The sequence below is a fragment of the Terricaulis silvestris genome, from assembly GCF_009792355.1.
In the GTDB taxonomy this organism is placed as follows: Bacteria; Pseudomonadota; Alphaproteobacteria; order Caulobacterales; family Aquidulcibacteraceae; genus Vitreimonas; species Vitreimonas silvestris.
This window is the reverse complement of record NZ_CP047045.1, coordinates 651,406-674,843: the sequence shown is the minus strand read 5'-3', so window position 1 is coordinate 674,843 and position 23,438 is coordinate 651,406. Positions and strand designations below refer to the sequence as shown.

The 23,438-nt window shown below is 62.4% G+C and carries 20 protein-coding genes; 8 read left to right on the top strand and 12 right to left on the bottom strand.

Going from position 1 to position 23,438, the window contains the following annotated elements; translation table 11 throughout:
• Positions 1–48: 48 nt before the first annotated feature.
• Genes ribB through DSM104635_RS03075 form a run of 4 tightly spaced genes read right to left on the bottom strand, consistent with a single transcriptional unit; the run spans position 49 to position 4,933 of the window.
• On the bottom strand, positions 49–1,197 hold the full coding sequence (gene ribB / locus DSM104635_RS03090; protein WP_158764796.1) for a 3,4-dihydroxy-2-butanone-4-phosphate synthase: 1,149 nt from the start codon (positions 1,195–1,197) through the stop codon (positions 49–51).
• Positions 1,197–2,387, bottom strand: coding sequence for a cytochrome P450 (locus tag DSM104635_RS03085; RefSeq protein ID WP_158764795.1), 1,191 nt, complete (start codon positions 2,385–2,387; stop codon positions 1,197–1,199). Before DSM104635_RS03085 ends, ribB begins: the two co-directional genes overlap by 1 nt.
• Positions 2,388–2,412: 25 nt before the next feature.
• Positions 2,413–2,733, bottom strand: coding sequence for a 2Fe-2S iron-sulfur cluster-binding family protein (locus DSM104635_RS03080; RefSeq protein WP_158764794.1), 321 nt, complete (start codon positions 2,731–2,733; stop codon positions 2,413–2,415).
• Between the two features lie 58 nt (positions 2,734–2,791).
• Positions 2,792–4,933 carry a TonB-dependent receptor gene (locus DSM104635_RS03075; protein ID WP_228445821.1) on the bottom strand — a complete coding sequence of 714 codons (2,142 nt, stop codon included), beginning with the start codon at positions 4,931–4,933 and terminating at the stop codon, positions 2,792–2,794.
• Between the two features lie 304 nt (positions 4,934–5,237).
• Here DSM104635_RS03075 and DSM104635_RS03070 point away from each other — a divergent pair, with 304 nt between their 5' ends.
• Both DSM104635_RS03070 and DSM104635_RS03065 read left to right on the top strand, forming a co-directional pair.
• Positions 5,238–6,719, top strand: coding sequence for an aldehyde dehydrogenase (locus DSM104635_RS03070; RefSeq protein WP_158764793.1), 1,482 nt, complete (start codon positions 5,238–5,240; stop codon positions 6,717–6,719).
• 18 nt (positions 6,720–6,737) lie between these two features.
• On the top strand, positions 6,738–8,783 hold the full coding sequence (locus DSM104635_RS03065; RefSeq protein WP_228445820.1) for a PQQ-dependent dehydrogenase, methanol/ethanol family: 2,046 nt from the start codon (positions 6,738–6,740) through the stop codon (positions 8,781–8,783).
• Between the two features lie 15 nt (positions 8,784–8,798).
• Here the strand turns inward: DSM104635_RS03065 and DSM104635_RS03060 are convergent, their stop codons facing one another.
• The 7 genes from DSM104635_RS03060 to DSM104635_RS03030 are packed head-to-tail and all read right to left on the bottom strand — an operon-like array spanning position 8,799 to position 16,306.
• Positions 8,799–9,878: an NADH:flavin oxidoreductase gene (locus tag DSM104635_RS03060; RefSeq protein ID WP_158764791.1), complete on the bottom strand. Its 1,080-nt coding sequence runs from the start codon at positions 9,876–9,878 to the stop codon at positions 8,799–8,801.
• Complete coding sequence (locus DSM104635_RS03055; protein WP_158764790.1) at positions 9,875–11,545, bottom strand: FAD-binding protein; 1,671 nt, start codon at positions 11,543–11,545, stop codon at positions 9,875–9,877. Before DSM104635_RS03055 ends, DSM104635_RS03060 begins: the two co-directional genes overlap by 4 nt.
• A gap of 9 nt (positions 11,546–11,554) precedes the next feature.
• Complete coding sequence (locus DSM104635_RS03050; protein ID WP_158764789.1) at positions 11,555–12,157, bottom strand: NAD(P)-dependent oxidoreductase; 603 nt, start codon at positions 12,155–12,157, stop codon at positions 11,555–11,557.
• 9 nt (positions 12,158–12,166) lie between these two features.
• Complete coding sequence (locus DSM104635_RS03045) at positions 12,167–12,928, bottom strand: SDR family NAD(P)-dependent oxidoreductase (RefSeq protein ID WP_158764788.1); 762 nt, start codon at positions 12,926–12,928, stop codon at positions 12,167–12,169.
• 18 nt (positions 12,929–12,946) lie between these two features.
• Complete coding sequence (locus DSM104635_RS03040; RefSeq protein WP_158764787.1) at positions 12,947–13,558, bottom strand: NADPH-dependent FMN reductase; 612 nt, start codon at positions 13,556–13,558, stop codon at positions 12,947–12,949.
• 13 nt (positions 13,559–13,571) lie between these two features.
• The gene (locus DSM104635_RS03035) at positions 13,572–14,744 is read right to left on the bottom strand and encodes an alpha/beta hydrolase (RefSeq protein ID WP_158764786.1); all 1,173 of its coding nucleotides are present in this window, start codon (positions 14,742–14,744) and stop codon (positions 13,572–13,574) included.
• A 17-nt stretch (positions 14,745–14,761) separates the two neighbouring features.
• The gene (locus DSM104635_RS03030) at positions 14,762–16,306 is read right to left on the bottom strand and encodes an AMP-binding protein (RefSeq protein WP_158764785.1); all 1,545 of its coding nucleotides are present in this window, start codon (positions 16,304–16,306) and stop codon (positions 14,762–14,764) included.
• 192 nt (positions 16,307–16,498) lie between these two features.
• On the opposite strand from DSM104635_RS03030, the gene DSM104635_RS03025 reads away from it, so the two are divergent.
• The gene (locus DSM104635_RS03025) at positions 16,499–17,164 is read left to right on the top strand and encodes a TetR/AcrR family transcriptional regulator (protein ID WP_158764784.1); all 666 of its coding nucleotides are present in this window, start codon (positions 16,499–16,501) and stop codon (positions 17,162–17,164) included.
• Positions 17,165–17,166: 2 nt separating this feature from the next.
• Here DSM104635_RS03025 and DSM104635_RS03020 read toward each other — a convergent pair whose 3' ends face one another.
• The gene (locus DSM104635_RS03020) at positions 17,167–17,973 is read right to left on the bottom strand and encodes an enoyl-CoA hydratase-related protein (RefSeq protein ID WP_158764783.1); all 807 of its coding nucleotides are present in this window, start codon (positions 17,971–17,973) and stop codon (positions 17,167–17,169) included.
• A gap of 156 nt (positions 17,974–18,129) precedes the next feature.
• On the opposite strand from DSM104635_RS03020, the gene DSM104635_RS03015 reads away from it, so the two are divergent.
• The 5 genes from DSM104635_RS03015 to leuD are packed head-to-tail and all read left to right on the top strand — an operon-like array spanning position 18,130 to position 23,413.
• Positions 18,130–19,179, top strand: a complete 1,050-nt coding sequence (locus tag DSM104635_RS03015) for an LLM class flavin-dependent oxidoreductase (RefSeq protein ID WP_158764782.1) — start codon at positions 18,130–18,132, stop codon at positions 19,177–19,179.
• 34 nt (positions 19,180–19,213) lie between these two features.
• Positions 19,214–20,437 (top strand): CaiB/BaiF CoA transferase family protein, encoded by a 1,224-nt coding sequence (locus DSM104635_RS03010; protein ID WP_158764781.1) that lies wholly within the window; start codon positions 19,214–19,216, stop codon positions 20,435–20,437.
• On the top strand, positions 20,437–21,354 hold the full coding sequence (locus DSM104635_RS03005; protein WP_158764780.1) for a hydroxymethylglutaryl-CoA lyase: 918 nt from the start codon (positions 20,437–20,439) through the stop codon (positions 21,352–21,354). Before DSM104635_RS03010 ends, DSM104635_RS03005 begins: the two co-directional genes overlap by 1 nt.
• The gene (leuC, locus tag DSM104635_RS03000; RefSeq protein WP_158764779.1) at positions 21,354–22,769 is read left to right on the top strand and encodes a 3-isopropylmalate dehydratase large subunit; all 1,416 of its coding nucleotides are present in this window, start codon (positions 21,354–21,356) and stop codon (positions 22,767–22,769) included. Before DSM104635_RS03005 ends, leuC begins: the two co-directional genes overlap by 1 nt.
• Positions 22,769–23,413 (top strand): 3-isopropylmalate dehydratase small subunit, encoded by a 645-nt coding sequence (gene leuD, locus DSM104635_RS02995; protein ID WP_158764778.1) that lies wholly within the window; start codon positions 22,769–22,771, stop codon positions 23,411–23,413. Before leuC ends, leuD begins: the two co-directional genes overlap by 1 nt.
• Positions 23,414–23,438: the final 25 nt, after the last annotated feature.

Genomic DNA, 23,438 nt, shown 5'->3' with positions numbered 1-23,438 from the left:
GCGCCGATGCTTGAGGCGATGGGCCCTCCAACAATCTGTCAGACCTGATCACACGCTTACGCGCCGATGTTCGACGATGTTAAGTCCGAACCCTCGCAGCGCGATCAGTGTTTGCGGCGAATTGGTGAGCAAGATCATGTCGTGGACGCCAAGCTCCGCAAGCACTTGCGCACCCGCGCCGTAGTCCCGCAACGCCTGCAAGTCGGCGCTCGCTTTCTCACCGTTGGCCTTTCCGCGCACAAACAGCGTCAAAAGGTTCGGCATCTGCTGGGTGATGAGCACTACAACTCCCGCGCCCGCCTTGCCGATCTCGTCCATTGCACGATGCAGAAGATCGGTGCGAGGCCCTTCTGCGCCCAGCATGTCAGTGAAGACATCCAGCACGTGCATCCGGACAAGGGTCGGTCGCGTGGGATCGACGCGTCCCTTCACCAGCGCGAGCATCTCGGTGTTGATGGCCTTGTTGCGAAACGTGATCGCCCGCCATTCGCCGCCGTACCGGCTTTCAAATTTCGCCTCCGCCACCCTCTCCACGTTGTGGTCACGCTTCAGGCGGAACGAGATGAGGTCGCGGATCGCGCCGATCTTGAGGTCGTGTTGGCGAGCGAACGGCACGATGTCGGCCATTCGCGCCATCGAGCCATCGTCCTTCATGATTTCGCAGATCACGCCGGAAGCGTTGAGTCCGGCGAGCCGGGAAATATCGACGGCCGCTTCGGTATGCCCAGCGCGCACCAGCACGCCACCGTCGCGCGCCACGAGCGGGAAAATGTGCCCCGGCGTGACGATAGCTTCCGCGCCTTGAGAGGCATCGATCGCGACAGCGATGGTGCGCGCCCGGTCGACCGCGGAGATGCCGGTTGAAACACCGTGCTTTGCTTCGATCGATACGGTGAACGCGGTCTCATGCAGAGAGCGATTGTCTTGCGTCATGAGGGCAAGGCCAAGTTGCTCCACACGGGGCTTCGCCAATGCGAGGCAAATCAGCCCGCGCCCGTGCTTCGCCATGAAATTGATGGCGTGAGGCGTCGCCATCTGCGCGGGAATGACAAGGTCGCCCTCATTCTCGCGGCTCTCATCGTCGACCAGGATGAACATGCGCCCGTTGCGGGCCTCGTCTACGATCTCTTCGATTGGGGATAGCTTGTGGCCCAACGCGCCGCCTTCCCTCAGCGTGGCAGCAGTGCGGTCAGTCATTATGCCGGCCGCGGCGTGAAGCTCACCGGCAGCGTCTTGAGCGCGCGCGCCTCACTCGAGGTGTAGTCTGGGACGAACCCATCGGTAATTTTATAGTCCCCGATGCGGCCCAAGACGGTCTTGAGACAAACTTCGATCATCACACGCGCATAGTGTCGGCCGATGCAAACGTGAGCGCCGCTACCGAACGACATGTGCTCGCGCGCATCGCGAGAAATGATGCACTGATCTGGATCGGAGAATTTGGCCGGATCGCGATTGGCCGCGCCGTTGAGCGCCAACACGAAGTCACCCTTCTTGACCACGCCTCCGTCGAGTTCAGTTTCCTCCACCGTCACGGTTCGACGCAGAGCCTGAATCGGCGTCGTGAAACGCAAGAATTCTTCGATCGCGACACTCCACGGCACTTCGCCGGAGAGCAGACGTGCTCTGTCCTGGGGATGAACGCCAAGGTGATAGAGCGCGCCGCTCATCGCCGAACTGGTGGAATCGAGCGCGCCGAACAGAGTCAGGATCAAAACCTGATAGCCTTCGAAATCTGTCAGCCTGCGGCCATCGAACTCTTCATCGACTAGGCATTGCAGCAGGTCGTTCCTCGCAGGCGCGGAACGGCGCTCGCCCATCAAGCCCGTCAAATAAGCCTCGATCTCGCCGTATCGCTTCACCCACCCTTCGAAGTCGAACAGGCGGTTGTGCACCATCCACAACAGCTTTTCCGAAAGCATCGGTCTGTCTTTGTCGGGCACGCCGACGACCGGAAGCGTCGTCATTGCAAGAAATGGCCGCGTCAGCTCATTGACGAAATCCGCTGAGCCACGCGCCGCGAAGGCGCTGATCAAATGATCGGCAATACCTTGTATGCGAGGACGATCCGCTTCGGCGGCCTCCTGCGTGAAAAATCGATTGAGCACGCGCCGCCAGCGCGTATGGACCGGAGGATCGAGATCGACTGGAAAGAACTTCACGACTTGCGGCGGCAGACCGGCGCCCTCCGCTGAACTGAAGGTCTGATATTCGGAGAAGACGCGCTTCACGCCATCGTATGTTGTCGGAAAATAAAAACCTCCGAGCTGCTCGGAGTGCCCTAGAGGACATTTGCCGCGAACCTCGGCAAAGACCTGATACGGATCCTGGGCGAACTCCGGATCGTGATGGCTGTAGTTTGTCTCGGTCACCTTCGATCCGGTCATCTTTGCGTTCTCCGATCGACTGATCTTACCTCTGGCTGCGCGGGGTCAAAACCGTCAGCCCGTCCATCTCCGCCGTCAACGTGATCTGGCACCCAAGCCGGCTACGGTCGTCCGGATCATTGGCGCACTCGAGCATAGCGAGTTCATTCGCTGACGCGGATCCCGTGAGCGGCTGCCAATCAGCAGGAACGTAGATATGACACGTCGCACACGCGCAGGCGCCGCCGCACTCGCCTTCAATCGCATTGATGCCGCCTTGAATCGCGACCTCTCTCAGTGTCAGGCCCGGCCGTGCTTCGACTTCGTGGCGAACGCCGTCGTGCTCAACGTAAGTGACTTTGACCATCGTTCACAATCTCTCGCTGCGACCGGCGCCGAACACCTTCGACGCCGGTCTCAGACAACTATTCGAGGTGCACGTTGAGCGTGACGCCGACAGTGCGCGGCGGGGCGAGATATTGGATGTCGCCAAGCGCCTGCTCTGTCCGGTTCGCGTAATACGCTTCGTCGAACAGGTTTCTTGCCCAGAGTTGCGCGCCCCAGCGCCCGCTCGGCGCAGTCCAGCCCAAAGTGGCGTTGACCACGGTGAAAGCGGGGATCGTCAGGCGGTTGTCCGGCGAAACGTACGTGTCATCGCGATAGGAAACGGCGCCGACAAGACGGAACTCTCCGCTGTTGGTCGGGATCACGTAGTCCGCCGACAGATTGGCGCTGATGCCCGGGGCGTTGACGAGCTCATTGCCGGTCGCATCACCCGTCGTTTGCGGACCGTCAAGCGGCGACGGCGGTGTGAAGGTGGCGTCCGGGAAGCTCGTATACTCGCTGTGCAAGAGCCCAAGTCCGGCCGATAGCGTCAACCGGTCGTTCACAAGCCAATCCAGATCGGCGTCAAAGCCATACAATTCCGCCGCGGCCGCGTTTTGCGTGAGCACCGCACCGCCACCGGTGATATTGAAAATCTGGATGTCGGCATAGTCGTAGAAGAACGCCGCCATGTTCAGCCGAACAGTGTCGTTAAAGAACTCGTTCTTGAGCCCGACTTCATAGGCGTCCAGGATTTCCGGGTCATAGCCGGGCGTGCCGGCGTTGATCATGTTGAAACCACCGCTCTTGATACCGCGATTGTACGAGACGTAGCCCATCATGGTCGGTGAGAACTGATGATCGAGTGAGATCCGCCACGTAAGTTTTTCGAAGTCTTGTGATTGCGCAAGAACGCCCCAAGGCAGGACTGTCCCGCCGTCGCCGACAACCGATGCGTCGGTTGACTGATCTTCCATCGTGTAGCGCAAGCCGACCGTCAGGTTGGTATCCGCCATGATCGGTGCAGTCACTTGCCCGTAGACGGATTGCGATTCCGTGTTTTGCGAGCCGAACAGTTCCACTCGCGTGAACGGCGCCGCCGCAAAACCTTCGATCGCCAACGGCGTGTAGGCGAAGTCAGCATCGAAGTAATAGGCGCCGAGCAACCAATCGATCGTCGATCCTTCCGGAGACAGGAGTTGGAATTCCTGCGAATAGTTTTCCGCGAACTGATTGATGTACGCCTGGACGATCGGCGTAGGCGACGCATCCTGATCGAGGTGAAAATCGCCGACGACATGGCGATACCCGCTGATGCTGACGAAACGCGCAAAATTCAAGTCTTGGTCGAAACGGAGTGACGCGCCGTACACTTCGTTGTCGCCAGTATTGGCAAAATCCGTAGACGTACGGCGTTCGCCTGGGTAGGTCGACACGGTGTCGGCGCCGATCACGCCCTGCGCGAGTTGATAATCGGTGCCGGTGGAATCGAGCCGGCTGTAATCGAGTGCGAGGCGGAATTCTGTGTTTTCGCCCGGCGTCCACAAAAACTTGGTCCGCGCGGCCAATTCGTCGCGCATCATGATATCGGCGTCACGGTTGATGTCGCGGCCGTAACCTTCATTGTTGTTGTTGTAGAGGACGGCGAAGTCGACCGCGAAGTTCGGCGCCAAACCCGTTGAAGCGTAAAGCGAAGCTTCCGTCGTGTCGTAGTCGCCATAGCCGACGCTAGCGTCGAACAGCGGTTCTTGTTGCGGATCGCGCGTGACGATTTGAATGACGCCGCCCGTTGCGTTGCGTCCGAACAGGGTGCCTTGCGGGCCCTTCAGAACTTCAATCCGTTCGATGTTGTTGAAGCTGAAGATGTTGCCCGTCGGGGAAGCAATGTAGACGCCGTCTACGTAGGTGGCGACCGACGGCTCGTCGTTCGGATTGGATTGGTTCGATCCGACGCCACGAAGGAAGGGCGTCACCGAGACGCCGTTTTCCGGGAGCGACAGATTGGGCACCGACATCGCCACCGAGAGCGTGTCGGTCATGCCGCGCGATTCCAATTCGTCGGCGGTGACCGCGGTGACCGCGATTGGCACGTCTTGCAGCGACTGCGACTGACGCTGTGCGGTTACGACGATGTCTTCGAGGCCGCCCGGGTCTTCTGGAGCAGCCGGAGCTGTTTGCGCGAACGAAGGTGAAGCGAGGCAGAAACTGGCTGCTCCGATGAGCATCATCCCCTTGAAACCCATAACACTTTCCCTCCCGGTTTTTGTTCTCAGGCAGGCCTTTCGCGCCCGCCCAGACGCCTCCCCGACGTCTTGATGCGAGATTATTATCATACAGCGTTAGGCTTGTGAACCGAATTCCTCGGGGACCGGAAGGCAGGCGCGGCGCGCTTTACCGGAGTGATTTGAAGCGTGTCGCTGATTGTAAGGCAAACTACACCGCAGCGAGGTGCTCGGAATACAAATGAGTCTTGCTACAAGAACAATACGCCGTTAGTTTCTCCCGCAAATTGAGCTCCTCCCTAAGTCGGAGGACCAGGGAGGCCTCATGAGCGTCGGCAGCAGGCTCAATCGGATCAAGCAGGGCCGCTTCTTCATTGGCGGCAAGTGGGTGACGCCCGTCGGCCGGCGGATGTTCGACATCATTACGCCCTCGGACGAGAGCGTGTACGCGACTGTCCCCTGCGCGACGGAGCAGGACATCGACGACGCGGTCGCCGCGGCCCGCGAGGCGTTCGATCACGGCGAATGGCCGCGACTTTCCCACGCCGAACGCGCTGCCTACCTACACAAAATCGCCGACAAGATCGAAGCAGAGAAAGAGTTATTCGGCTCGATCTGGACTCACGAGGTCGGCGGTCTCGCGGCGCACGGTTTGTTTATGGGCATAGTCGGCGCCACGCTCTTCCGCGACTACGCCAATCTCGCCTCCACATTCCAGTTTGTGGAGCGCCACACGCCAACCGCCGGCGGCGCGGTCGGCCTTCTCATTCACGAGCCCGTGGGCGTCGTTGGCGCGATCATCCCGTGGAACGCGCCGCTTATGATGCTTGGCTCAAAAATCGCCCCGGCTCTGCTCGCCGGCTGCACGGTGGTGGCGAAGATGTCGCCGGAGGCGCCGCTCGCCGCGACACTTTTGGGCGAGATCTTCGAGGAAGTTGGCTTGCCGCCAGGCGTCGTCAATTTGCTGATGGCCGACCGCGAGGAATCTGAATCGTTGGTGCGCCATCCCGATGTCGATAAGATCAGCTTCACCGGCTCAAGCGCGGTTGGCCAGCGTGTCGCCTCTATTTGCGGGTCGCGCATGGCGCGCGCCACTTTGGAGCTCGGCGGCAAATCGGCGGCGGTGGTCTTGGACGATTCTCCGCTCGATATCGTGATCGAGTCGATCGTTCCGCAACTCAGCTCGCTTTCCATGCAATTCTGCTCGGCCCTGAGCCGCGTCGTGATCCCACAGCGTCGGCATGACGAATTGGTCGACGGACTCGTCTCGGCAATGAAGAAGATTCGCGTCGGCGATCCGCTCGACCCTGAAACGCAGATGGGACCGCTGGCAATGCGCCGGCAGCTTGATCGTGTCGAAGGCTATATCGCCAGCGGCAAGGACGAAGGACTGACGCTCGCCACAGGCGGCGCGCGCCCGCCAGGCCTGAACCGCGGCTATTACGTGCAACCGACTCTCTTCGCCAATGTCCCGCACGAGGCCAAGGTCGCGCGCGAGGAAATTTTCGGCCCGGTGATCTGCGTAATTCCGGCGCGCGACGAGGATCACGCCATCGCCATCGCTAACGATACTGACTTCGGGCTCAACAACTCGGTGTTCACCGCGGACGTGAATCGAGCGATGAAAGTCGCGCGCCAATTGCGGTCCGGCACTGTGGGGCACAACGGCTTTCGCAGCGACTTCGGCATCGCCTTCGGCGGCTTCAAGCGCTCTGGCATCGGGCGAGAGGGCGGTCGATCTGGCCTGCTTCCTTATCTCGAAAGCAAGACCGTTATTCTCAACGAAGAGCCCACAGCGCCAATCTGAACCGCCCGGGGGATGGTCATGAAGAAACTTGCGGCGGCGGTACTGGCCAGCACGGCGCTTATCCTCGCCTCGTGCGGACAAGCTTCGACTGATGAGTGGGCTCTACACGGCCGCGATCATCAAGAGCAACGCTACAGTCCGCTCGATCAGATCAATCGCGAGAATGTCGCCCAGCTTGGGCTTGCGTGGCACTACCAGTTCGAGAGCGACCGCGGGCAGGAAGCGACCCCGATCCAAGCGGACGGCGTGATTTACACAAGTGTTGCATGGTCCGTCGTCTACGCCCTGGACGCCGAAACCGGCGAGTTGTTGTGGAGCTATGATCCGCAGGTGCCGCGCGAGGCGTTGGCGGACGCGTGTTGCGACGCGGTCAATCGTGGCGTGGCCCTGCGAAGGGATCGCGTCTTTGTCGGTACGCTGGATGGGCGTCTCATCGCACTGAATTCGCGCACGGGCGAGTTGGTTTGGTCGGTCGACACCGTCGATCATAGCGTGCCGGGACGGCATTACACGATTACTGGCGCGCCACGCGTCGTGAAGGACAAAATTGTCATCGGCAATGCCGGCGCTGAGTTCGGCGTGCGCGGCTACGTGACCGCATATGACGCGGCGTCCGGGGAGCAAGCTTGGCGCTTCTATCTGACGCCGAACCCGGAAGGGCGCGCCGACGGCGCGGCGTCTGACGACGTCATGCGCGACGTCGTGCAGCAGACCTGGTCCCCCGGCGAATGGACGATCAGCGGCGGCGGCGGCACCGCGTGGGATTCGATGACGTACGATCCCGACACCAACCTGCTCTTCATTGGCGCCGGCAACGGAAGTCCGTTCGACTTTTATCGCCGCTCGGGCGGTCAAGGCGACAATCTGTTCTTGTCGTCGATCGTCGCCGTCAATCCGGACACCGGAGCCTACGTCTGGCACTACCAGACATCGCCGTCAGATTCGTGGGACTACACGGCCACGCAGCACATGATTGCGACGCGGCTGACCATCAACGGCCAAGAGCGCGACGTGCTCATGCAAGCGCCGAAGAACGGCTATTTTTATGTTCTCGACCGGCGAACCGGCGAACTCCTCTCCGCGACGCCCTATGCGCCCGTCACATGGTCCACTGGCGTTGACATGGAAACCGGCCGTCCGATTTTGGCGGAGAATGCGCATTACCAAACCGGCACGGCGTTGCTGCAGCCGGGGCCATTCGGCGCGCATTCCTGGCAGGCCATGTCATTCAGCCCGCGCACTGGGCTCGTGTACATTCCGGTGCAATTGATGGGCGGCGGATATGCGCGCGATCCGAACTTCCAGCGCCGGCCGGTCGGACAAAACGTGGCGATCCAGCTGCCGGAATTCCCGCAAGATCAACTCGCGGCCATTCGCGCGGCGACAACGGGGCAATTAGTGGCCTGGGATCCGGTGGCCGGCCGCGCGCGCTGGACAGTCGAGCATCCATACTTCTTGAACGGTGGTACGCTCGTCACCGCCGGCGATCTCGTGTTTCAGGGCAACGCCGAAGGTCACCTGGTGGCGTATGACGCAACGAACGGTGAGCAAGTTTGGTCCTACGACGCAGGTACCGGCATCATCGCGCCCCCGATCAGCTATCGGATCAATGGCCAGCAATACATCGCGATTATGGTTGGCTTCGGCGGCGCTGGAGCCATCGTCGGACGCGTTGTCCCCGACCGCCCACGTATGCCGGGCCGCCTCTTAGTGTTCCGCCTTGGCGGCACAGCAGAGGCGCCGGCCTATGATCCGCCGCCGTCCGCACCGATCGATGTCACCGGCATTACCAGCAGAGGTAACGCGGACTTGGGCATGGCCGAATACAATCGCACGTGCGCGACGTGCCACGGCGGCAATGCGTCGGTTGCCTACAACGCTGACCTCCGCCGCTCTGGCGCGCTGCGCAGCGAAGAACTCTGGCGCTCTGTCGTCATTGATGGCGCGCTAGAAGACAACGGTATGATCGCGTTCAGAGATGTGCTGACACCGCGCGAGGCGGAAAACATCCGCGCCTACGTCCTGCGGCACGCACGGCAATCGCAACGGCGCGGCGAGGAATAACTTCTCGCGCGGCGATCAATCGGCTACGAAGCCTTTCCAACTGGCCATGTAGTCCACGAAGCGTTCGCCCAAGCCCTCGGCGCGAAGGTAGTCGCGCGTAACTGGTCTAGGCGCGGCGACAAAGGTCGGATCGCTCTCGATGCGGCGAGGAAGATCGTGATGCAGCACTGCGCCGCGCCCGATCAGAACCGCGTCCACGCCCTGCTCCAGGCACCATCGCGCATCGGCCGCGCCCATGATCTTGCCGGCGACGCACAAACGGCAACCATGGCGCTCGAGGTCGATGAAGTAGTCAAGCAGGGGCTTGACTTGAGAGGCGGCGTCGGAGGGCGCCTTGCGTACATCCCACATCGACAAGTCAATATAGTCCACGGCGTCGTTCGCCATAAGCCTCGCCGCCAACGCACGCGCTTCGTGAAAATCGACGCCGTAGCGTTCCGGCGAGATCCGCACGCCAATCTGAAAGTCAGCGCCCGCACGGCCGCGTAGTCCGCTTATGATCTCAAATAACATGCGCGCGCGGTTTTCCGGAGACCCGCCGTACTTATCCGCACGGGTGTTGCGCCCGAGATCAAGAAATTGGCAAAGCAGATAGCCGTGGGCGCCATGGATTTCCACGCCGTCAAAACCCGCGCACTGGGCGCGAAGACCGGCGACAATGAAGTCCTCTACGACTTGCTCGACCTCACCGGTTGAGAGTGCGCGCGTTCCGGTTTTCGCGTCGTCGAACGCGCCGACAGGCGCGCCTCCGATAAGTCCTCTCGGCGCGCGCATGCCCGAATGCTGCAACTGAACTGCGGAAAGTCCACCCTCCGCGGAGATGGCGCGCGCCAGTCGGGAAAGCCCAGGCAGGTGCGCATCGGAGAACACGCCCAACTGCCCAGGGAAGCCTTTGCCGATTGCTTGCACGTGTGAGGCGCATGTCAACGCCAACGCAAAGCCGCCGCTCGCGCGCAAGGTCAGCCAACGAAGCTCGTCATCCGATAACGTGCCGTCATCGTTGCTTTGTAGATTGGTGAGTGGCGCCAACCACAGTCGGTGCCGCAATGGACGGCCGTGCCGGAGCGACAGCGGTGCGAATAACGTGTCGGTCACAATGGTAGCGTTTCGGGCAACGGATGCCCCGCGCGTGATGGGCTTAGTGCACAGGAGCGGCCCGCGCGGCGGCCAGAGAACACGCCGTCAGCCAGCGAAATACCGCTGATGTAGCCGTTGGAATGCAGCCCAACGGCGCAGAGCCCCGCGGCGTAGAGTCCAGCGACTGGGGCGCCGTCTTCGCGCACCACGGCGCCAGTCTCTTCATCGACCTTCAGTCCGCCGAGCGTCATGAATGGCGTCAGCGCAAAGCCGTTCGAAAGCGACATACTAATCGCATAGAACGGCCCCTCACCCATTGGTGCGCAGTATGCCTCGTTCTTGCCGCCGGGATCGGTGCGCTGTTCGGCAATCGCGCGATCGTGCGCCGAGAGTGTCGCGCGCAGTGCCGCTTCGTTGACGCCGCAAGCGCGTGCGATGCCCCGGATGCTTGAAGCGCGTTTGGTGCCGCCGAGCGCGAAATTGATCAGGCTCGGCAAGCCGAAGAATTTGAACCGATGCCAGCCGCAGAACATCGCCTGACGCACGGCGGTCCAGAAGCTTTTCGGCGACAGGATCAGCCACGCACGGCAATCACTCTGCTTGGCGATCGCGCCACCAACAGCGGAGGTGTACGCGTCTTCGTTGACAAAACGCCGGCCTTCTTGGTTCACCATTACGCCTTCGACCGCTGCTTCCGGCGGGGCGATGTTGCGGGCGATGTAGAGCTGATCCATCCGCCCGATGGCGCCGCCGGCGGATTGGCCGAGAGCCACACCCGCGCCGTCATTGCCGAGCGTGGCGAGATTATGCAGTTTGAGGTAATGCCGGGCAAAACTCGGATCGACGCCGCGCAACATGTCCTGGTTGAACGTGAACCCGCCGGTTGTCAGCACCACGCCGCGGCGCGCGCGGATGCGCTTGGGCTCGACCACTTTCTCTTCCAGCGCGATGGCGGCTTGGCGCAAACGCTCGACCGCCTTGTTGTTATGCGGCAGCGACGGGCTCGCTTTCGCGTGCAGCGCCTGGTGCTCAGCGCGATGCGCCTCCGGCACACTCATCACTTCGACCCCCACCACGCGCCCGGCGCGATCGACGACAAGGCTGCTCGCTTTCTCGTGACGCCGCACGCGCACGCCTGAGCGATCCACCGCTTTGGAAAGCGCCGCAAAATAATACTGACCGCCGTAGCCCGCGCCGACAGCGCGATGTCCGCGTGGTATTGGCGGTGTACGCACTGCGTTGGCCGGCGTTTTTTCGTTGCCGGAAAAGTAGAGATACTTGCCCTCGGGCGGGAACGTCGTCTTTTCGAGGAAGACATCGGAGGCGTATTCGACGCCGTGGCTCACGAGCCATTCAACGTCGGCGGCGCTGCCTTCGCAGAATCGCGCCAGTGTTTCAGGCTTCACCACCTGCCCGACTTCAATCGCCAGATAATCGCGGAGCTGCTGGGCGTTGTCCTCATAACCGGCTTCGCGCTGAAACCGCGTGCCACCCGCATAGATCACGCCGCCGCTGAATGCCGTCGTTCCGCCGCCCCCGAAGCGATCGACGATCAGGACGTCTGCGCCGTTCTCCCGCGCCGATAGCGCGGCACACGCGCCCGCTCCGCCATAGCCGACGATAACGACGTCCGCCGAATCGTCCCAGTCAACGTCTTCGGCGGCGCCGACAGTGATGGGCGTCAAACGAGCCTCCTAGTAGGCGATGGTAAAACGCCGGCGCGTGTGCGCGGATGTTTCGAGTTCATCGACGAGCGCCTTGGCGAAATCCTCGTACGACATCGCGCTCGCGCCGCTGTCGTCGCGCATCAGTTGATCGCCTCCCAAACGATATGTGCCGGTGCGATCACCGGGTCCGAACGACAGCGGCGGCGAAAGGAAGGTCCAATCGAGGTCGCTGGCCTTGAGCGCGGCAAGAAACGTGCGGCCCGCCTGGGATTCTGGCCGCGCCACATCTGGAAACGTTGGCGTGTCCAGCAGCTGTACGCCGGGCGACACTTCGAGCGAGCCCGCGCCGCCAACCACGAGCAAGCGCCGGACACCCGCATCTTGCATCGCGCCAATCACTGGTGCCGACTGCACCGAAACGAAACGCGCAGAGAGAAACACGGCATCGGCGCCCCGCACGGCGTGCGCAAGCGCGGCACGGTCATTCGCGTCCACTTGCAAGAGTGGAATACCGATGTCGGCGCCTTCAACATGGCGCGCCAGCCCGCGGACGGCGTGCGCGCGGCGCGTCAATTCAGAGATGAGCCGCGCTGCGGCTTTGCCGGTAGCGCCAATGATGACGACATTCATCGCAACGCCTCAAAGTGATTGGCCGTCATCGACGGTCAGCAAGGTTCCGGTGATTGCCGCGGCCGCGGGGCCGGCCAAGAGCAGCAACGCTTCGTCCAAGGACTGAAGTTCCATCACGCGCTTGCGGAGGAAGCGATTGACCGTCCTCTGACCCGCCTCTGTCGGGATCCAGGCGCTATTCAATTCAGTTTCGATGAAGCCGGGACACAGCGCGTTCACGGCGATCCCCTTCGGTCCCCACTCACGCGCCAAGCCCTTGGTCAACGACGCCACCGCCGCCTTGCTGGCGCAGTAGGTCGTGAGCGCGCCGAGATTGGCGAAGGCGCCGATCGACGCTACGTTGATGATGCGCGCTTGTCCGGCTTCGGCCACGCCATTGGCGAGCATGCGCTTGGCCGCCTCTCGCGCGCCGAAATAAACGCCGCGCACATTCACCGCGAATGTTTCGTCGAAGGTCTCCACCGGAATGTCGAGCGCTAAGCCGGCGCCGCCAACGCCTGCGTTGTTCACGATGATCGAGAGCGGGCCTAACGCCTTCTCGGCAACGTCGAGGGCGGGGCCAATGGCCGACACGTCAGCGACATCAAGTGGGACCGCTACGGCATGGCCGCCTTGCGAGGTTATGCTCTGAACCAAATCCGTAAGCCGGTCGGCCCGGCGCGCCGCGAGTGCAACGCGCGCGCCGGCCTTCGCAAGCACTTCACAGAATCTTGCGCCCAACCCGCTCGAAGCGCCGGTGACGAAGGCTACCTTGCCGCGCAGATCCGTCACGGAGCGCTCCTCACCCGCCTAGCCGGCTGTCGCTACGCGTTTCGCGACAACACGCGCGTCAGGAAACACAGCGCGGCGGGTCGACGCAAAGTCGAGCACTTGTTGGGTCATGATGCCGAGCGCGCCGGCCGTCTCGGCGGACCGGCAACGGCCGTCAGCCTCAAATACGGGCTCCGCAGAATTGAGCAGCACACCCAGCGGCGTCGGCCAACCGCGCAGCGCATGCACGATCGCGCGAAGCGCCGCCAACGTGGCGGCGGCGGCTTGCCAACCACCGGCGGACACGATGCAGCCGACGGCGCGGCCCTCGAAATAAGGACGCTCGTCGCGCGCCATTTCCTCGGTGTAGTCGAGAACATTCTTGAGCGATCCAGAGATGCTGCCGTGATAGCCGGGCGACGCGATGATGACGCCATCCGCCTGCCGCAATGCATCCACCAGACGGCGCATCGATCCGTCGGCTATTGCTTGCCCCGGCTCAAACAACGGCGCGCGCAAGTCTTCGCCCGAGAACATCGCCGTGCGAGCGCCCGCGCCGGCGGCTTTATCCAGACAGAAACGCAGCGCGCGCTCGCTCGATGAATCCGAGCGTAGCGTGCCGCCAATGCCGACTATGAACGTGTTTTTCATAACCAATCGCCTGCTAAATACCGAAGCCGCGCTTCTCCAGCCACGCGGAAATAAACTCGACGGCCTCGCCGAGCTGTGAGCGGCCATCAGGCCCAGAGAAATAGTGGTTCGCCGCATCGATCTGATGCTTCTGCTTGTCCTTGGCGCCGAGCGCGTCGAACATCGCGTCCGTATGCGCGGGCGGACACGCGTCGTCGGCGCTGGCGGTCAGCACAAGACTTGGAACCGTGATGCGCGGACCGGAGCCGACGGAGTCGAACTGAGCATCGTCAAAGCTCCACTGCGAGAGCCAGCTCCGCAAGGATGAGTAGCGGCCAAGCCCCGCGGCGCTGTTGTTCACGACGCGTGGATCGCCGAGGTATGTCCAATTCGGGCGCCGTCCGTTCGGATCGACAGTAGGATCGATCCACCGTGGATCCGCCATCGTGCCGTGCACAACGAAGCAATGCTCGTCGTGCGGACGTCCAGCCGTCTTCAGCGAGGCCAACTTTTCCTTCACCCACGACGTGATGCGACGGTTGCGCCGCAATTGCGCGTCGCGGTAGGTCGCGAGAAAGTCCTTCGAGTAAGGCGGCTGCGCGGGGTTCGCGGCGTCGTAGAGATCGAGAGCGCGATCTTTCTTGTCCGGATTGAACTCGTCGATGATCGAGGCGTCGAGCTGACCGGTCAGAAGATGGTGCCGACTCCTGTGCGAAGCGACCAGCACGAGCGCGTCACCGGCCAGTAGCTTGGCGTTGGCGAGCGGCGTGGACTCACCCGAAGCCGTCGCCTTGATTACCGGTTTTTGCGCTTCGGCCTGGAAGCCGGCCATGAGCGAACCGCCGCCGCTCCAGCCGATCAACACGACGTTTTCGTACTCCAACCGCTCGCGCGCATCGCGCACGCACGCGGCGAGATCGAGCACGACGTTTTCCATCTCAAGCGCGGCGTCGCCGTTGGAATATCGGGACGCGCAAGCAATGACGTGGTGGCCGGCGCGCGCCAGTTGCGGAAAGATCGGCAGATAGGCAGGCGCGCCAATCGGGTGCATCGCGATCAGCACCGTCTTCGATGGCGCCTCGCCGCGCATGAGTTGCGCTTGCAATACGACCGCGTCGTCGATCGACCCGTAGACGTCCTTGCGGACACGCTCCTCACGATGAACAATGAGGTACGGTTTGCGGCTGTAACGGACGGCTTCAGACATTAGTTCTCCCTCGCCGTCTAAGCGCTGCGACTGCCGCGAAACATCTCTCGCAGCATGTGCTTGGCGACTTTGCCGGTGACATTACGGGGCAATTCCTCGACCACGACCAAGTGCTTTGGCCGCTTGAATCGCGCCAAGCGGCCCTCGCAGACCGCACACAAGGATTCCAAAGTCAGCGTGTGCCCCTGCCGCGCGACCGCGACAGCGAGGCCGACTTCGCCCCATTGCTCGTCGCTCACGCCGATGACAGAGATTTCGGCGACGGCCGGATGCGACGCGAGCACGAGCTCAACTTCCGCCGGATAGACGTTCTCGCCGCCGGACTTGTACATGTCCTTCACGCGATCGACGATGTACAGGAAGCCTTCGTCATCTTCCCACGCGACATCGCCGGTGTGAAACCACCCCTCCGGAAAATCCTTCTCGGGGTCGCGGCCGTAATAGCGTTTGATGACGGCGGGCCCTTTGACCCACACCTCGCCGGGTTCGCCTTGCTCGACGTCGTTGCCCGTTTCGTCGACTAGGCGCATTTGCACGTGGATCGCGCGTTGTCCGCAGGAGCCGGCGCGCAGTTTGTCGACGCGCGCGCCATCCAGCGATGTGATCGTCGGACCAGTTTCTGTGCCGCCATACTGCGACATGAACTGAACGTCTTTCGCCGCGTACGTTTCGCGCAGCGCGTCGGGAAGCCGTCCGCCGGCAACCAGTAAATTGCGTACGCAACGAAAATCAGCACCAGCGAACGCCGGGCTCTCCGACATCATTTTATACATGATCGGCACGAGGCCGAGATGGGTGACTTTGTTGGCGGGATCGCCCGCAAACTTGACGACGACGTCCGGATCGAAACGCGGCGCGACGGTGACCTGGCCGCCGAAATAGAGAATCGGATTGGCCTGGCTGTTCAAACCGCCGGCGTGAAAGAGGGGCAGCGGCAGGAATACGTGACTGCCGCTCTCGGCGTTGCCGCAGAATTGCGCCTGGTTCAACGCCTGCCAAACGAGCCCGCCCACAGTGATGACGGCGGCCTTTGGTGTTCCAGTCGTGCCGGATGTAAACAGAATCAGCAACGGGGCTTCGGGGTCGATCTCCTCATGCTCGGCGAACACGGGCGCGCGTTCGACCATCTCATCCAATTCGCGGTTTGGGCCCCAGGTCAGCGTGCGCGGCACGTCAGCCATCTTCGACGCTTCGCGCGCCGCGGCGCTCCACGCGTCATCGGTCACCATCAGGCCCGGCTGCAAGTCTTCACAGAGCCCGGCGAGTTCAGTCGTGGTGAGCCGAAAGTTCAGCGGCGCCCAGATCAGGCCCGCGCGCGCGCAGGCGAACTGCAATTCGAAATGGCGAATATCGCCGTTTGAGAGATTGACGACGCGATCGCCGGGCTTGAGGCCAAGGTCGTTACGCAGCACGTGCGCGAGCTTGCCGACGCGCTTATCGAGTTGCGCCCAGGTGCGAGTCTCATTCGACTCATGATTGCGCAAGGCGATCGCCTGCGGCTTGGTCCTGCCGTAGTGAGCGGGCCAATCGGCTGCCGCGTCTCTCCTGCGGTCCGTACGCAACGCCTGCCTCCCTTGGAGAGCGCGCCAAACTGAAAACACACACCCAGCCACGCTGGTAGTGGGCTTAATCCTAACAGTGGTTGTTTTCTATTGCAACAGCGTTCAAGGCGTTGCCACTTTCCTTGCAAACCATTTGGTATTAAACCTAGCGGCCGTTGATTTAGACCTCGCGGATGTCGACAAGGAGACATTATGGGCCGGCCAAAACAGGCGCTCATCTCACGGCGCAGAACCCTCGAAGTGGCGCTGCGCATTATTGACGAGGAAGGCCTCGAAGCGCTGAGCATTCGCCGCCTTGGAGACGAGCTGAACGTGCGCGGCATTTCGCTCTATCACCACTTCAAAAGCAAGGAACACATCCTTGTCGGCGTGTGCGAGCTGGCGCTCTCGGATATCCGCACGCCCAACACGACCGACACGGACTGGCGTGAGTGGTTCATCAAGAACGCGATCTCCTACTGGCGAGCCCTGCTCGCGCATCCCAATCTGATCCCCGTCCTGATGCGCCGTCACCCTCTGCGCATTGGCCTCGCCGAACACAACGCGACGGCCGGCCTTCTCGCGGTGCAAGGGGTTCCGCCGGGCGCGATCATGCCGATCCTCGAAGGCCTTGAGGCGCTTCCGCTTGGGTGCGCCATCTATGAATCGGCGGTCGAGGCCGACGAAGGCACCGACAATTGGAAAACGCAGTATCCGTTCTTGTTTCACGTCAGCCAACACCGCGACATCAGCCGCGCACGCGTGTTCGAAGTGATGGCGCGCGCCGCGCTTGACGCCATCCTAGCCGAATATGAGGCGGTTACCGGCAAAAGCGCGCCGCCACCAAAACCTAAGAAGGACACGAAAACCCGCGATTGATGCTATTGCTTACCGCCGTCTTTGCGCGACGGCGGATGCGGGGCGTCTGCCCCATAACTGGCCCGATCGCCTTTAATAAAGGCTGTTCGACCCTCTGACGCCACACCCATGATGTTCAGTTCGTAAGTGTAGCTCATCTCAGCCCGATAGGCCGCCTCCAGCTCGTGAGCCTTGGTCGTATTGTTGAGCGACCGCTTAAGCCGGCGCATCGTGGCTGGATTCTTCTGCGCGATCCGCGACGCGATCGCCCGCGCTTCATCGGCGACGTCCGTGTGCGCCTCAACGAGACTGTAGATCGAACCGAGCGCCTGCAGTTCCTCAGCAAGCACCGACTCGGCCGTCATCATGGCAGCGCGCACTCGCTTTTCGGGCATCAACTTCAAGGCTTGCACAGCGCCCGCCGTCGCGCCGTTGTCCACTTCAGCCAGGACGAACCGCGTACCGCGAGAGGCCACAAGAACATCGCTCGCGCCAGCCGCCAGCACGCCGATGCCGACGCAATAATTGTGTACGCCGCACACCACAGGTGTCGCGCACATCAATATGGCAAGGCTCAGCCGCAAAGATCCCGAGGACTGGCCGAGAATGCCCTCGAAGCCACTGAGAGACTCGACTTCCTTGACATCGCCGCCACCGCAAAAGCCCCTGCCATCGCTGCGCAACACGACGACGCGCACATCATCCCGCCCCGCCACGCCTTCGAGGCACAGCGCCAAGTCGTGAGCAATCCCGATGTTGAAGGCGTTGACCGGCGGCCGGTCGATGACGACCTCGAGAACGCCGTCGGCGTGGAGTTTCTGCGAGAACAAAGGGGTGGCTTCCTGCTCAACACCAAAACACAAACCTAACTCCGTTTCGTAATCCAGACAACCGACGCCCTTCTCTGCCCACTGCCGCCGGCGGTCCGCTTGACGGCACCAACCTTTTCAGGTTATCTAACGGTGTCTGTTTATGGAGAGCGCGGCATGAAACTCGGTCTTCTGTCGCTCGGCGATATTGTCGATGACCCGATCACGGGGAGGAAATTCTCCGCACCCGAACGCTACGCCATGACGATCGAGGCTTGCGAAGCAGCCGACAGGACCGGCTTCCACAGCATCAGCATCGGCGAACATCACGGCATTGGGTACACGTTCTCAGCGCCGCCGGTTTTGCTAGCGGCGATCGCAGCGCGCACTAAGCGCTTGCGGCTCACGCCTGGCGTCGCACTTGCTGCCAATCTCGATCCGCTCCGCATCGCGGAGGACTACGCAACCGTGGACGTGATCTCCAACGGGCGCGTTGAGATCGCCACCGGACGCGGCACCTTCTTCACCAAGACCTACGAGTTGATGGGACAGCCGCTCGAGGAATCCGCCGCGCGTTTCGCCGAAGCCATGGAGCTGCTCTGCAAACTGTGGTGCGGCAAGCCGCTGCACTGGGAGGGATCATACCGCCCGCCAATTACCGGCGAGCAATTGCAGCCGACGCCGGTGCAGAAGGATAGTCTGCCGTTCTGGATCGGCGGCGGCAGTTCGCCTGAGACCGCGCAATTGGCCGGGCGTCTCGGCGTCAAGCTGATGCTGCCAAGCGCGTTCGGAAAACCATCAAACTTCGTACGCGTCGCCGATATGTACCGCGAGGCGTTCGCGGCGGCGGGTCACAAGCACAAGCCGGAAGTGGGCGCCTGCTGGCACGGCTGGGTCGCTCCCACCAGCGCCGAAGCGCACAAAAGGTTCGAGCCGCGTTACCGCGCCTATCACACGTTCAACCAAGACATGCTGCACAAGGTCAATCCCGATCCGCCGGCTTTCGCCAAAGCGGCTTTCGACTATGAATTGCTCACGACCGAGGGGCCCGCAATCGTTGGCAGCCCAGCCCAGTTCGTCGATCGCCTTGCAGGTCTCCACGCTGTGCTCGGCGCGGATTTGAATATCATCAAGATGGATATGGGCGGCGTGCCGCGCGAGGAATATGTTGCGATGGTGGAATTGGCTGGCGCCGAAGTTGTGCCCCAGCTGGCCAATATCGCTTGAACGCTTCGATGATAACCTCTGGGCAGGTTCGGACATGACCATCAACCGGCGACTGGGCGTGTTGCACGGCGTGCGAGTCCTGGAGATCGGGCATTTTGTAGCCGCGCCCTTCGCTGCGCGAATTTTGGCCGACCTCGGCGCCGACGTGATCAAGGTTGAACCGCCCGGAGGCGACCCCGTCCGCCAATGGGGTGAGCAAATCGACGGCAAGTCGCTGTGGTGGTCCGTCCACGGCCGTAACAAGCGCTGCATCACGCTCAACCTGAAAACAGAGCGGGCGCAGAGCATCGTTCACGCGCTCGCCGCGCAATGCGACGTGTTGATCGAAAACTTCCGTCCCGGCCAAATCGACAAACTGGGATTAAGCCCAGAGACACTGCGACGCGACCGTCCAGATCTCATCATCGCGCACATTTCCGGATACGGACAAAGCGGCCCCTACCGCGACCGCGCGGCGTTCGGCGCGATCGGCGAAGCAATCGGTGGGCTCCGCCATCTCACCAACCATCGCCCCGGCGCGAGCGACCTCCCCCCTGTTCGCGCTGGCGTCAGTATCGGCGATTCAATCTCTGGGCTTTACGCCGTAATCGGCATTCTGGCTGCGCTCTGGCGCCGAGAGGGCCGCGATGGCGATCGTAGCGCGCACACAATCGACGTCGCGCTCACTGAAAGTGTGCTCAGCTTGATGGAAGGCATGCTGCCCGAGTACGGCGCGCTCGCAAAGATCAAGCAACCGACCGGCGGCGGCATCGCGACGGCTGCGCCCTCTGACGCCTATCCGACCGCCGATGGCGGCTGGGTTTTGATCGCCGCCAATTCCGAACCATTGTTTGCGAAGTTGATGGGCTTGATGGGCCGCGAGGAGCTCGTTGGCGCGCAAGGTTTTCGCGGCAATCAGGAGCGCGTTGAAAATGTCGCGGCCATGGATGCGCTGATCGCGGACTGGACGCGCAGTTACGGTACATCTGCGTTGATCGACAAACTCACGCAGGCAGATATTCCGAACTCGAAAGTCTACACTGCCGCGGATTGCGCCTCTGATCCTCAGTACCTGCATCGCGGCATGATTCAGAGCGTCGACGATCCAGCGTTTGACGGACCCGTAACGCATGTGGGGATCGTCCCGCGCATCGACGGAGAGAACGGCGTGCGGTGGCCTGGCCCGCCGCTCGGTGCGCATACACGCGAAGTGCTACATGAATTGCTGGCTATGAACGACGCGGCAATCGACGCCCTGCGCGCGGACGGAGTGGTGTGATGAGCGAGCGCGCCGTTTCGATCGTCGACGTTGGACCGCGCGACGGCTTTCAAGCGATCGCGGCCTTTATTCCCACCGCGACCAAGATCGATATGATCGCCAGGCTCCACGCCGCGGGCGTGCGGCGTGTCGAGGCCACCGCCTTCGTCAGCGACAAAGCCGTGCCGCAAATGGCGGACGCAGCGGAGATACTGGCGGCGTCCCGCGATCTGCCGGGCTTGGACGTACAGGTGCTCACACCGAATGTACGCTATGCCGAGAAAGCCATCGGCGCCGGCGCGCGCCATATCGCGTTCGTGCTTTCGGTAAGCGAAAAGCACAATCTCAACAATGTCCGGCGCCTCCCTGCGGACTCCGCGGCGGAATATGCCACGCTAGCGAAGACTGTCGGCGATCAGACTCGCATTCGCCTCAACGTCGCGACGGCGTTCGACTGCCCCTTCGACGGCCCGCTCGCGCCCGAACAGACACTTGCTTTGCTGGAGCACTTGGTCGAGAGCAGCCCGGACGCTGAAGTTGCGCTGTGCGACACGACCGGTCGCGTCACGCCCGATCGGGTGCGCTCGCTGTTCGAAACTGCGATGACGCGATTGCCGCTCGTTTCGCGATGGGCCTTTCATGGGCACGACACGTACGGACTGGGGGTGGCGAATGTGCTGGCGGCTTACGATGCCGGCGTGCGCGTCTTCGACGCCTCGTTCGCTGGCCTCGGCGGATGCCCGTTTGCGCCGGGCGCAACCGGCAACGTCGCGACAGAAGACGTCGTCTGGACATTCGAACAAATGGGCGTCCGCACCGGCATCGACGTTGCGGCGCTCATTTCGGTCGCGCGGGATGGCGCAGCACTTCCGGACGCTTGCTCGGGCGGGCGCGTGCGCCAAGCCGTGCTCATGGCGCAAGCGCGGGAAACGGGCTGATGTTACGACCGCGTACACTTTACGAGAAAGTATGGGACGCGCACGCCGTCGCGAATCTCGGCGGCGGCGAGTGGCTACTCTATGTCGACAGGCATCTGCTCTATGAAGTGACGAGCCCTCAGGCATTTGACGGATTGCGCGCGTCTCATCGCAGTGTCCGCCGTCCCGATCTCACGCTTGCCGTCGCCGATCACAACGTGCCAACGCAAAATCGCGCCGGTGGCCTCGGCGCCATAGACGATTCCGCCAGCCGCCTTCAAGTCGAGACGCTGGAGCGCAACGCGCGCGACTTCGGCCTTCCCTACGCCGGCCTCACTAGCGCACGCCACGGCATCGTTCATATCATTGGCCCCGAACAGGGTCTTACCCTCCCTGGCGCCACCATCGTCTGCGGCGACAGCCACACCTCAACGCACGGCGCGTTCGGCGCTTTGGCCTTCGGTATCGGCACATCGGAAGCCGAGCACGTGCTGGCGACCCAGACGCTGATCCAAAAGCGATCGCAGACCATGCTCATTCGGATCGACGGCGCGCTCGGCGCCAGCGTCACGGCAAAGGACATCATCCTCGCAATCATCGGAAAGATCGGCACCGCGGGCGCGACTGGATGCGTGATCGAGTACGCGGGCGAAGCGATCACCGCGCTCGACATGGCTGGGCGGATGACGATCTGCAATATGTCGATCGAAGCCGGCGCCCGCGCAGGCATGATCGCGCCGGACGAAAAAGCATTTGCTTGGATCGAGGGCCGACCCTGCGCGCCGCATGGGGCGGCGTTCGATCAAGCCAAGGCATATTGGCGGACGTTGCCGTCCGATCGCGGCGCCGTCTTCGATCGTACCGTCTCGCTAGCGGCCGCCGACATCGCGCCAATGGTGACGTGGGGCACCAGCCCGGAAGCGGTGACCACGATCGCCGGGCAAACGCCGGACCCAGCCATGGAGCAGGATCCCGCGCGCCGCGCGCAAATCCAGCGCATGCTCGCGTACATGGGCCTTGAAGCGAAGCAACCCTTGAACGGTTTGCCGATCGACGTTGTGTTCATCGGCAGCTGCACCAATAGCCGCATCGAGGATCTGCGCGCGGCCGCCGCGATCGCGAAGGGCCGCCATGTCGCCGACGGCGTGCGCGCGTTGGTTGTGCCCGGCTCAGCCGCCGTGAAGGCGCAAGGCGAAGAAGAAGGATTGGATCGCATCTTCGTCGAGGCCGGATTCGAATGGCGCGATGCGGGCTGTTCGATGTGCCTCGGCCTCAACCCCGACCGCTTGGCGCCTGGTCAACGGTGTGCATCGACGTCCAACCGAAACTTCGAAGGACGCCAAGGCCCCGGCGGGCGCACGCATCTGGTCTCACCGGCGATGGCGGCAGCCGCGGCCATTCGCGGGCGCCTCACCGATGTGCGGGAGCTTGCGTGATGACGCCGTTCGTGCGCTTGACGGGCATCGCCGCGCCCCTCCCCATCGCCAACATCGACACGGACATGCTCGTGCCGGCGCCGTTCCTCAAGACTGTGTCGCGGCAAGGCTTAGGCGGCGCCCTCTTTCACAATCAGCGCTTTGACGAGCTCGGCCAAGAACGGCTGGACTTTGTGATCAACCGTGCGCCATGGCGCGAAGCGAAGATTCTCATCACGCTTGAGAATTTCGGCTGCGGCTCAAGCCGCGAACATGCGCCCTGGGCGCTTCTCGATTTCGGCATCCGTTGCATCATTGCACCGAGTTTCGCCGACATCTTTCACAGCAATTGTTGCAAGAATGGCATCCTCCCGATCGAACTCGATCGGGCCATTGTTGAAGATCTGATGGAGCGAGCGCGCGATCCCGCGCGAGCGACATTCACGGTGGATCTTGAGGCGCTCACGATCACGACCGGCGACCGAGAGATTCCATTCGCTGTCGATGAACAGCGGCGCACGCGCCTGCTTGAAGGCATCGATGATATCGCCAACAGCTTGCACCATGAAGCGGCGATCAGCGCTCACGAAGAACGCGCACGGCGGGAGATGCCTTGGCTGGTGCAGACCGGCCTGCTTGCGTGGCGCAACACGGCTGAGCGCTAAAGCGCGGGCGACGCCGAAGCCGGCG

Bases quoted from the DNA above. Each gene is read 5' to 3' on its own strand.
- DSM104635_RS03010 (WP_158764781.1), top strand. From the start codon at position 19,214: ATGACCATCAACCGGCGACTGGGCGTGTTGCACGGCGTGCGAGTCCTG.
- DSM104635_RS03050 (WP_158764789.1), bottom strand. From the start codon at position 12,157: ATGAATGTCGTCATCATTGGCGCTACCGGCAAAGCCGCAGCGCGGCTC.
- DSM104635_RS03025 (WP_158764784.1), top strand. From the start codon at position 16,499: ATGGGCCGGCCAAAACAGGCGCTCATCTCACGGCGCAGAACCCTCGAA.
- DSM104635_RS03005 (WP_158764780.1), top strand. From the start codon at position 20,437: ATGAGCGAGCGCGCCGTTTCGATCGTCGACGTTGGACCGCGCGACGGC.
- DSM104635_RS03085 (WP_158764795.1), bottom strand. From the start codon at position 2,387: ATGACCGGATCGAAGGTGACCGAGACAAACTACAGCCATCACGATCCG.
- DSM104635_RS03065 (WP_228445820.1), top strand. From the start codon at position 6,738: ATGAAGAAACTTGCGGCGGCGGTACTGGCCAGCACGGCGCTTATCCTC.
- DSM104635_RS03035 (WP_158764786.1), bottom strand. From the start codon at position 14,744: ATGTCTGAAGCCGTCCGTTACAGCCGCAAACCGTACCTCATTGTTCAT.
- DSM104635_RS03075 (WP_228445821.1), bottom strand. From the start codon at position 4,933: ATGGGTTTCAAGGGGATGATGCTCATCGGAGCAGCCAGTTTCTGCCTC.
- DSM104635_RS03040 (WP_158764787.1), bottom strand. From the start codon at position 13,558: ATGAAAAACACGTTCATAGTCGGCATTGGCGGCACGCTACGCTCGGAT.
- leuD (WP_158764778.1), top strand. From the start codon at position 22,769: ATGACGCCGTTCGTGCGCTTGACGGGCATCGCCGCGCCCCTCCCCATC.
- DSM104635_RS03015 (WP_158764782.1), top strand. From the start codon at position 18,130: ATGAAACTCGGTCTTCTGTCGCTCGGCGATATTGTCGATGACCCGATC.
- DSM104635_RS03070 (WP_158764793.1), top strand. From the start codon at position 5,238: ATGAGCGTCGGCAGCAGGCTCAATCGGATCAAGCAGGGCCGCTTCTTC.
- ribB (WP_158764796.1), bottom strand. From the start codon at position 1,197: ATGACTGACCGCACTGCTGCCACGCTGAGGGAAGGCGGCGCGTTGGGC.
- leuC (WP_158764779.1), top strand. From the start codon at position 21,354: ATGTTACGACCGCGTACACTTTACGAGAAAGTATGGGACGCGCACGCC.
- DSM104635_RS03080 (WP_158764794.1), bottom strand. From the start codon at position 2,733: ATGGTCAAAGTCACTTACGTTGAGCACGACGGCGTTCGCCACGAAGTC.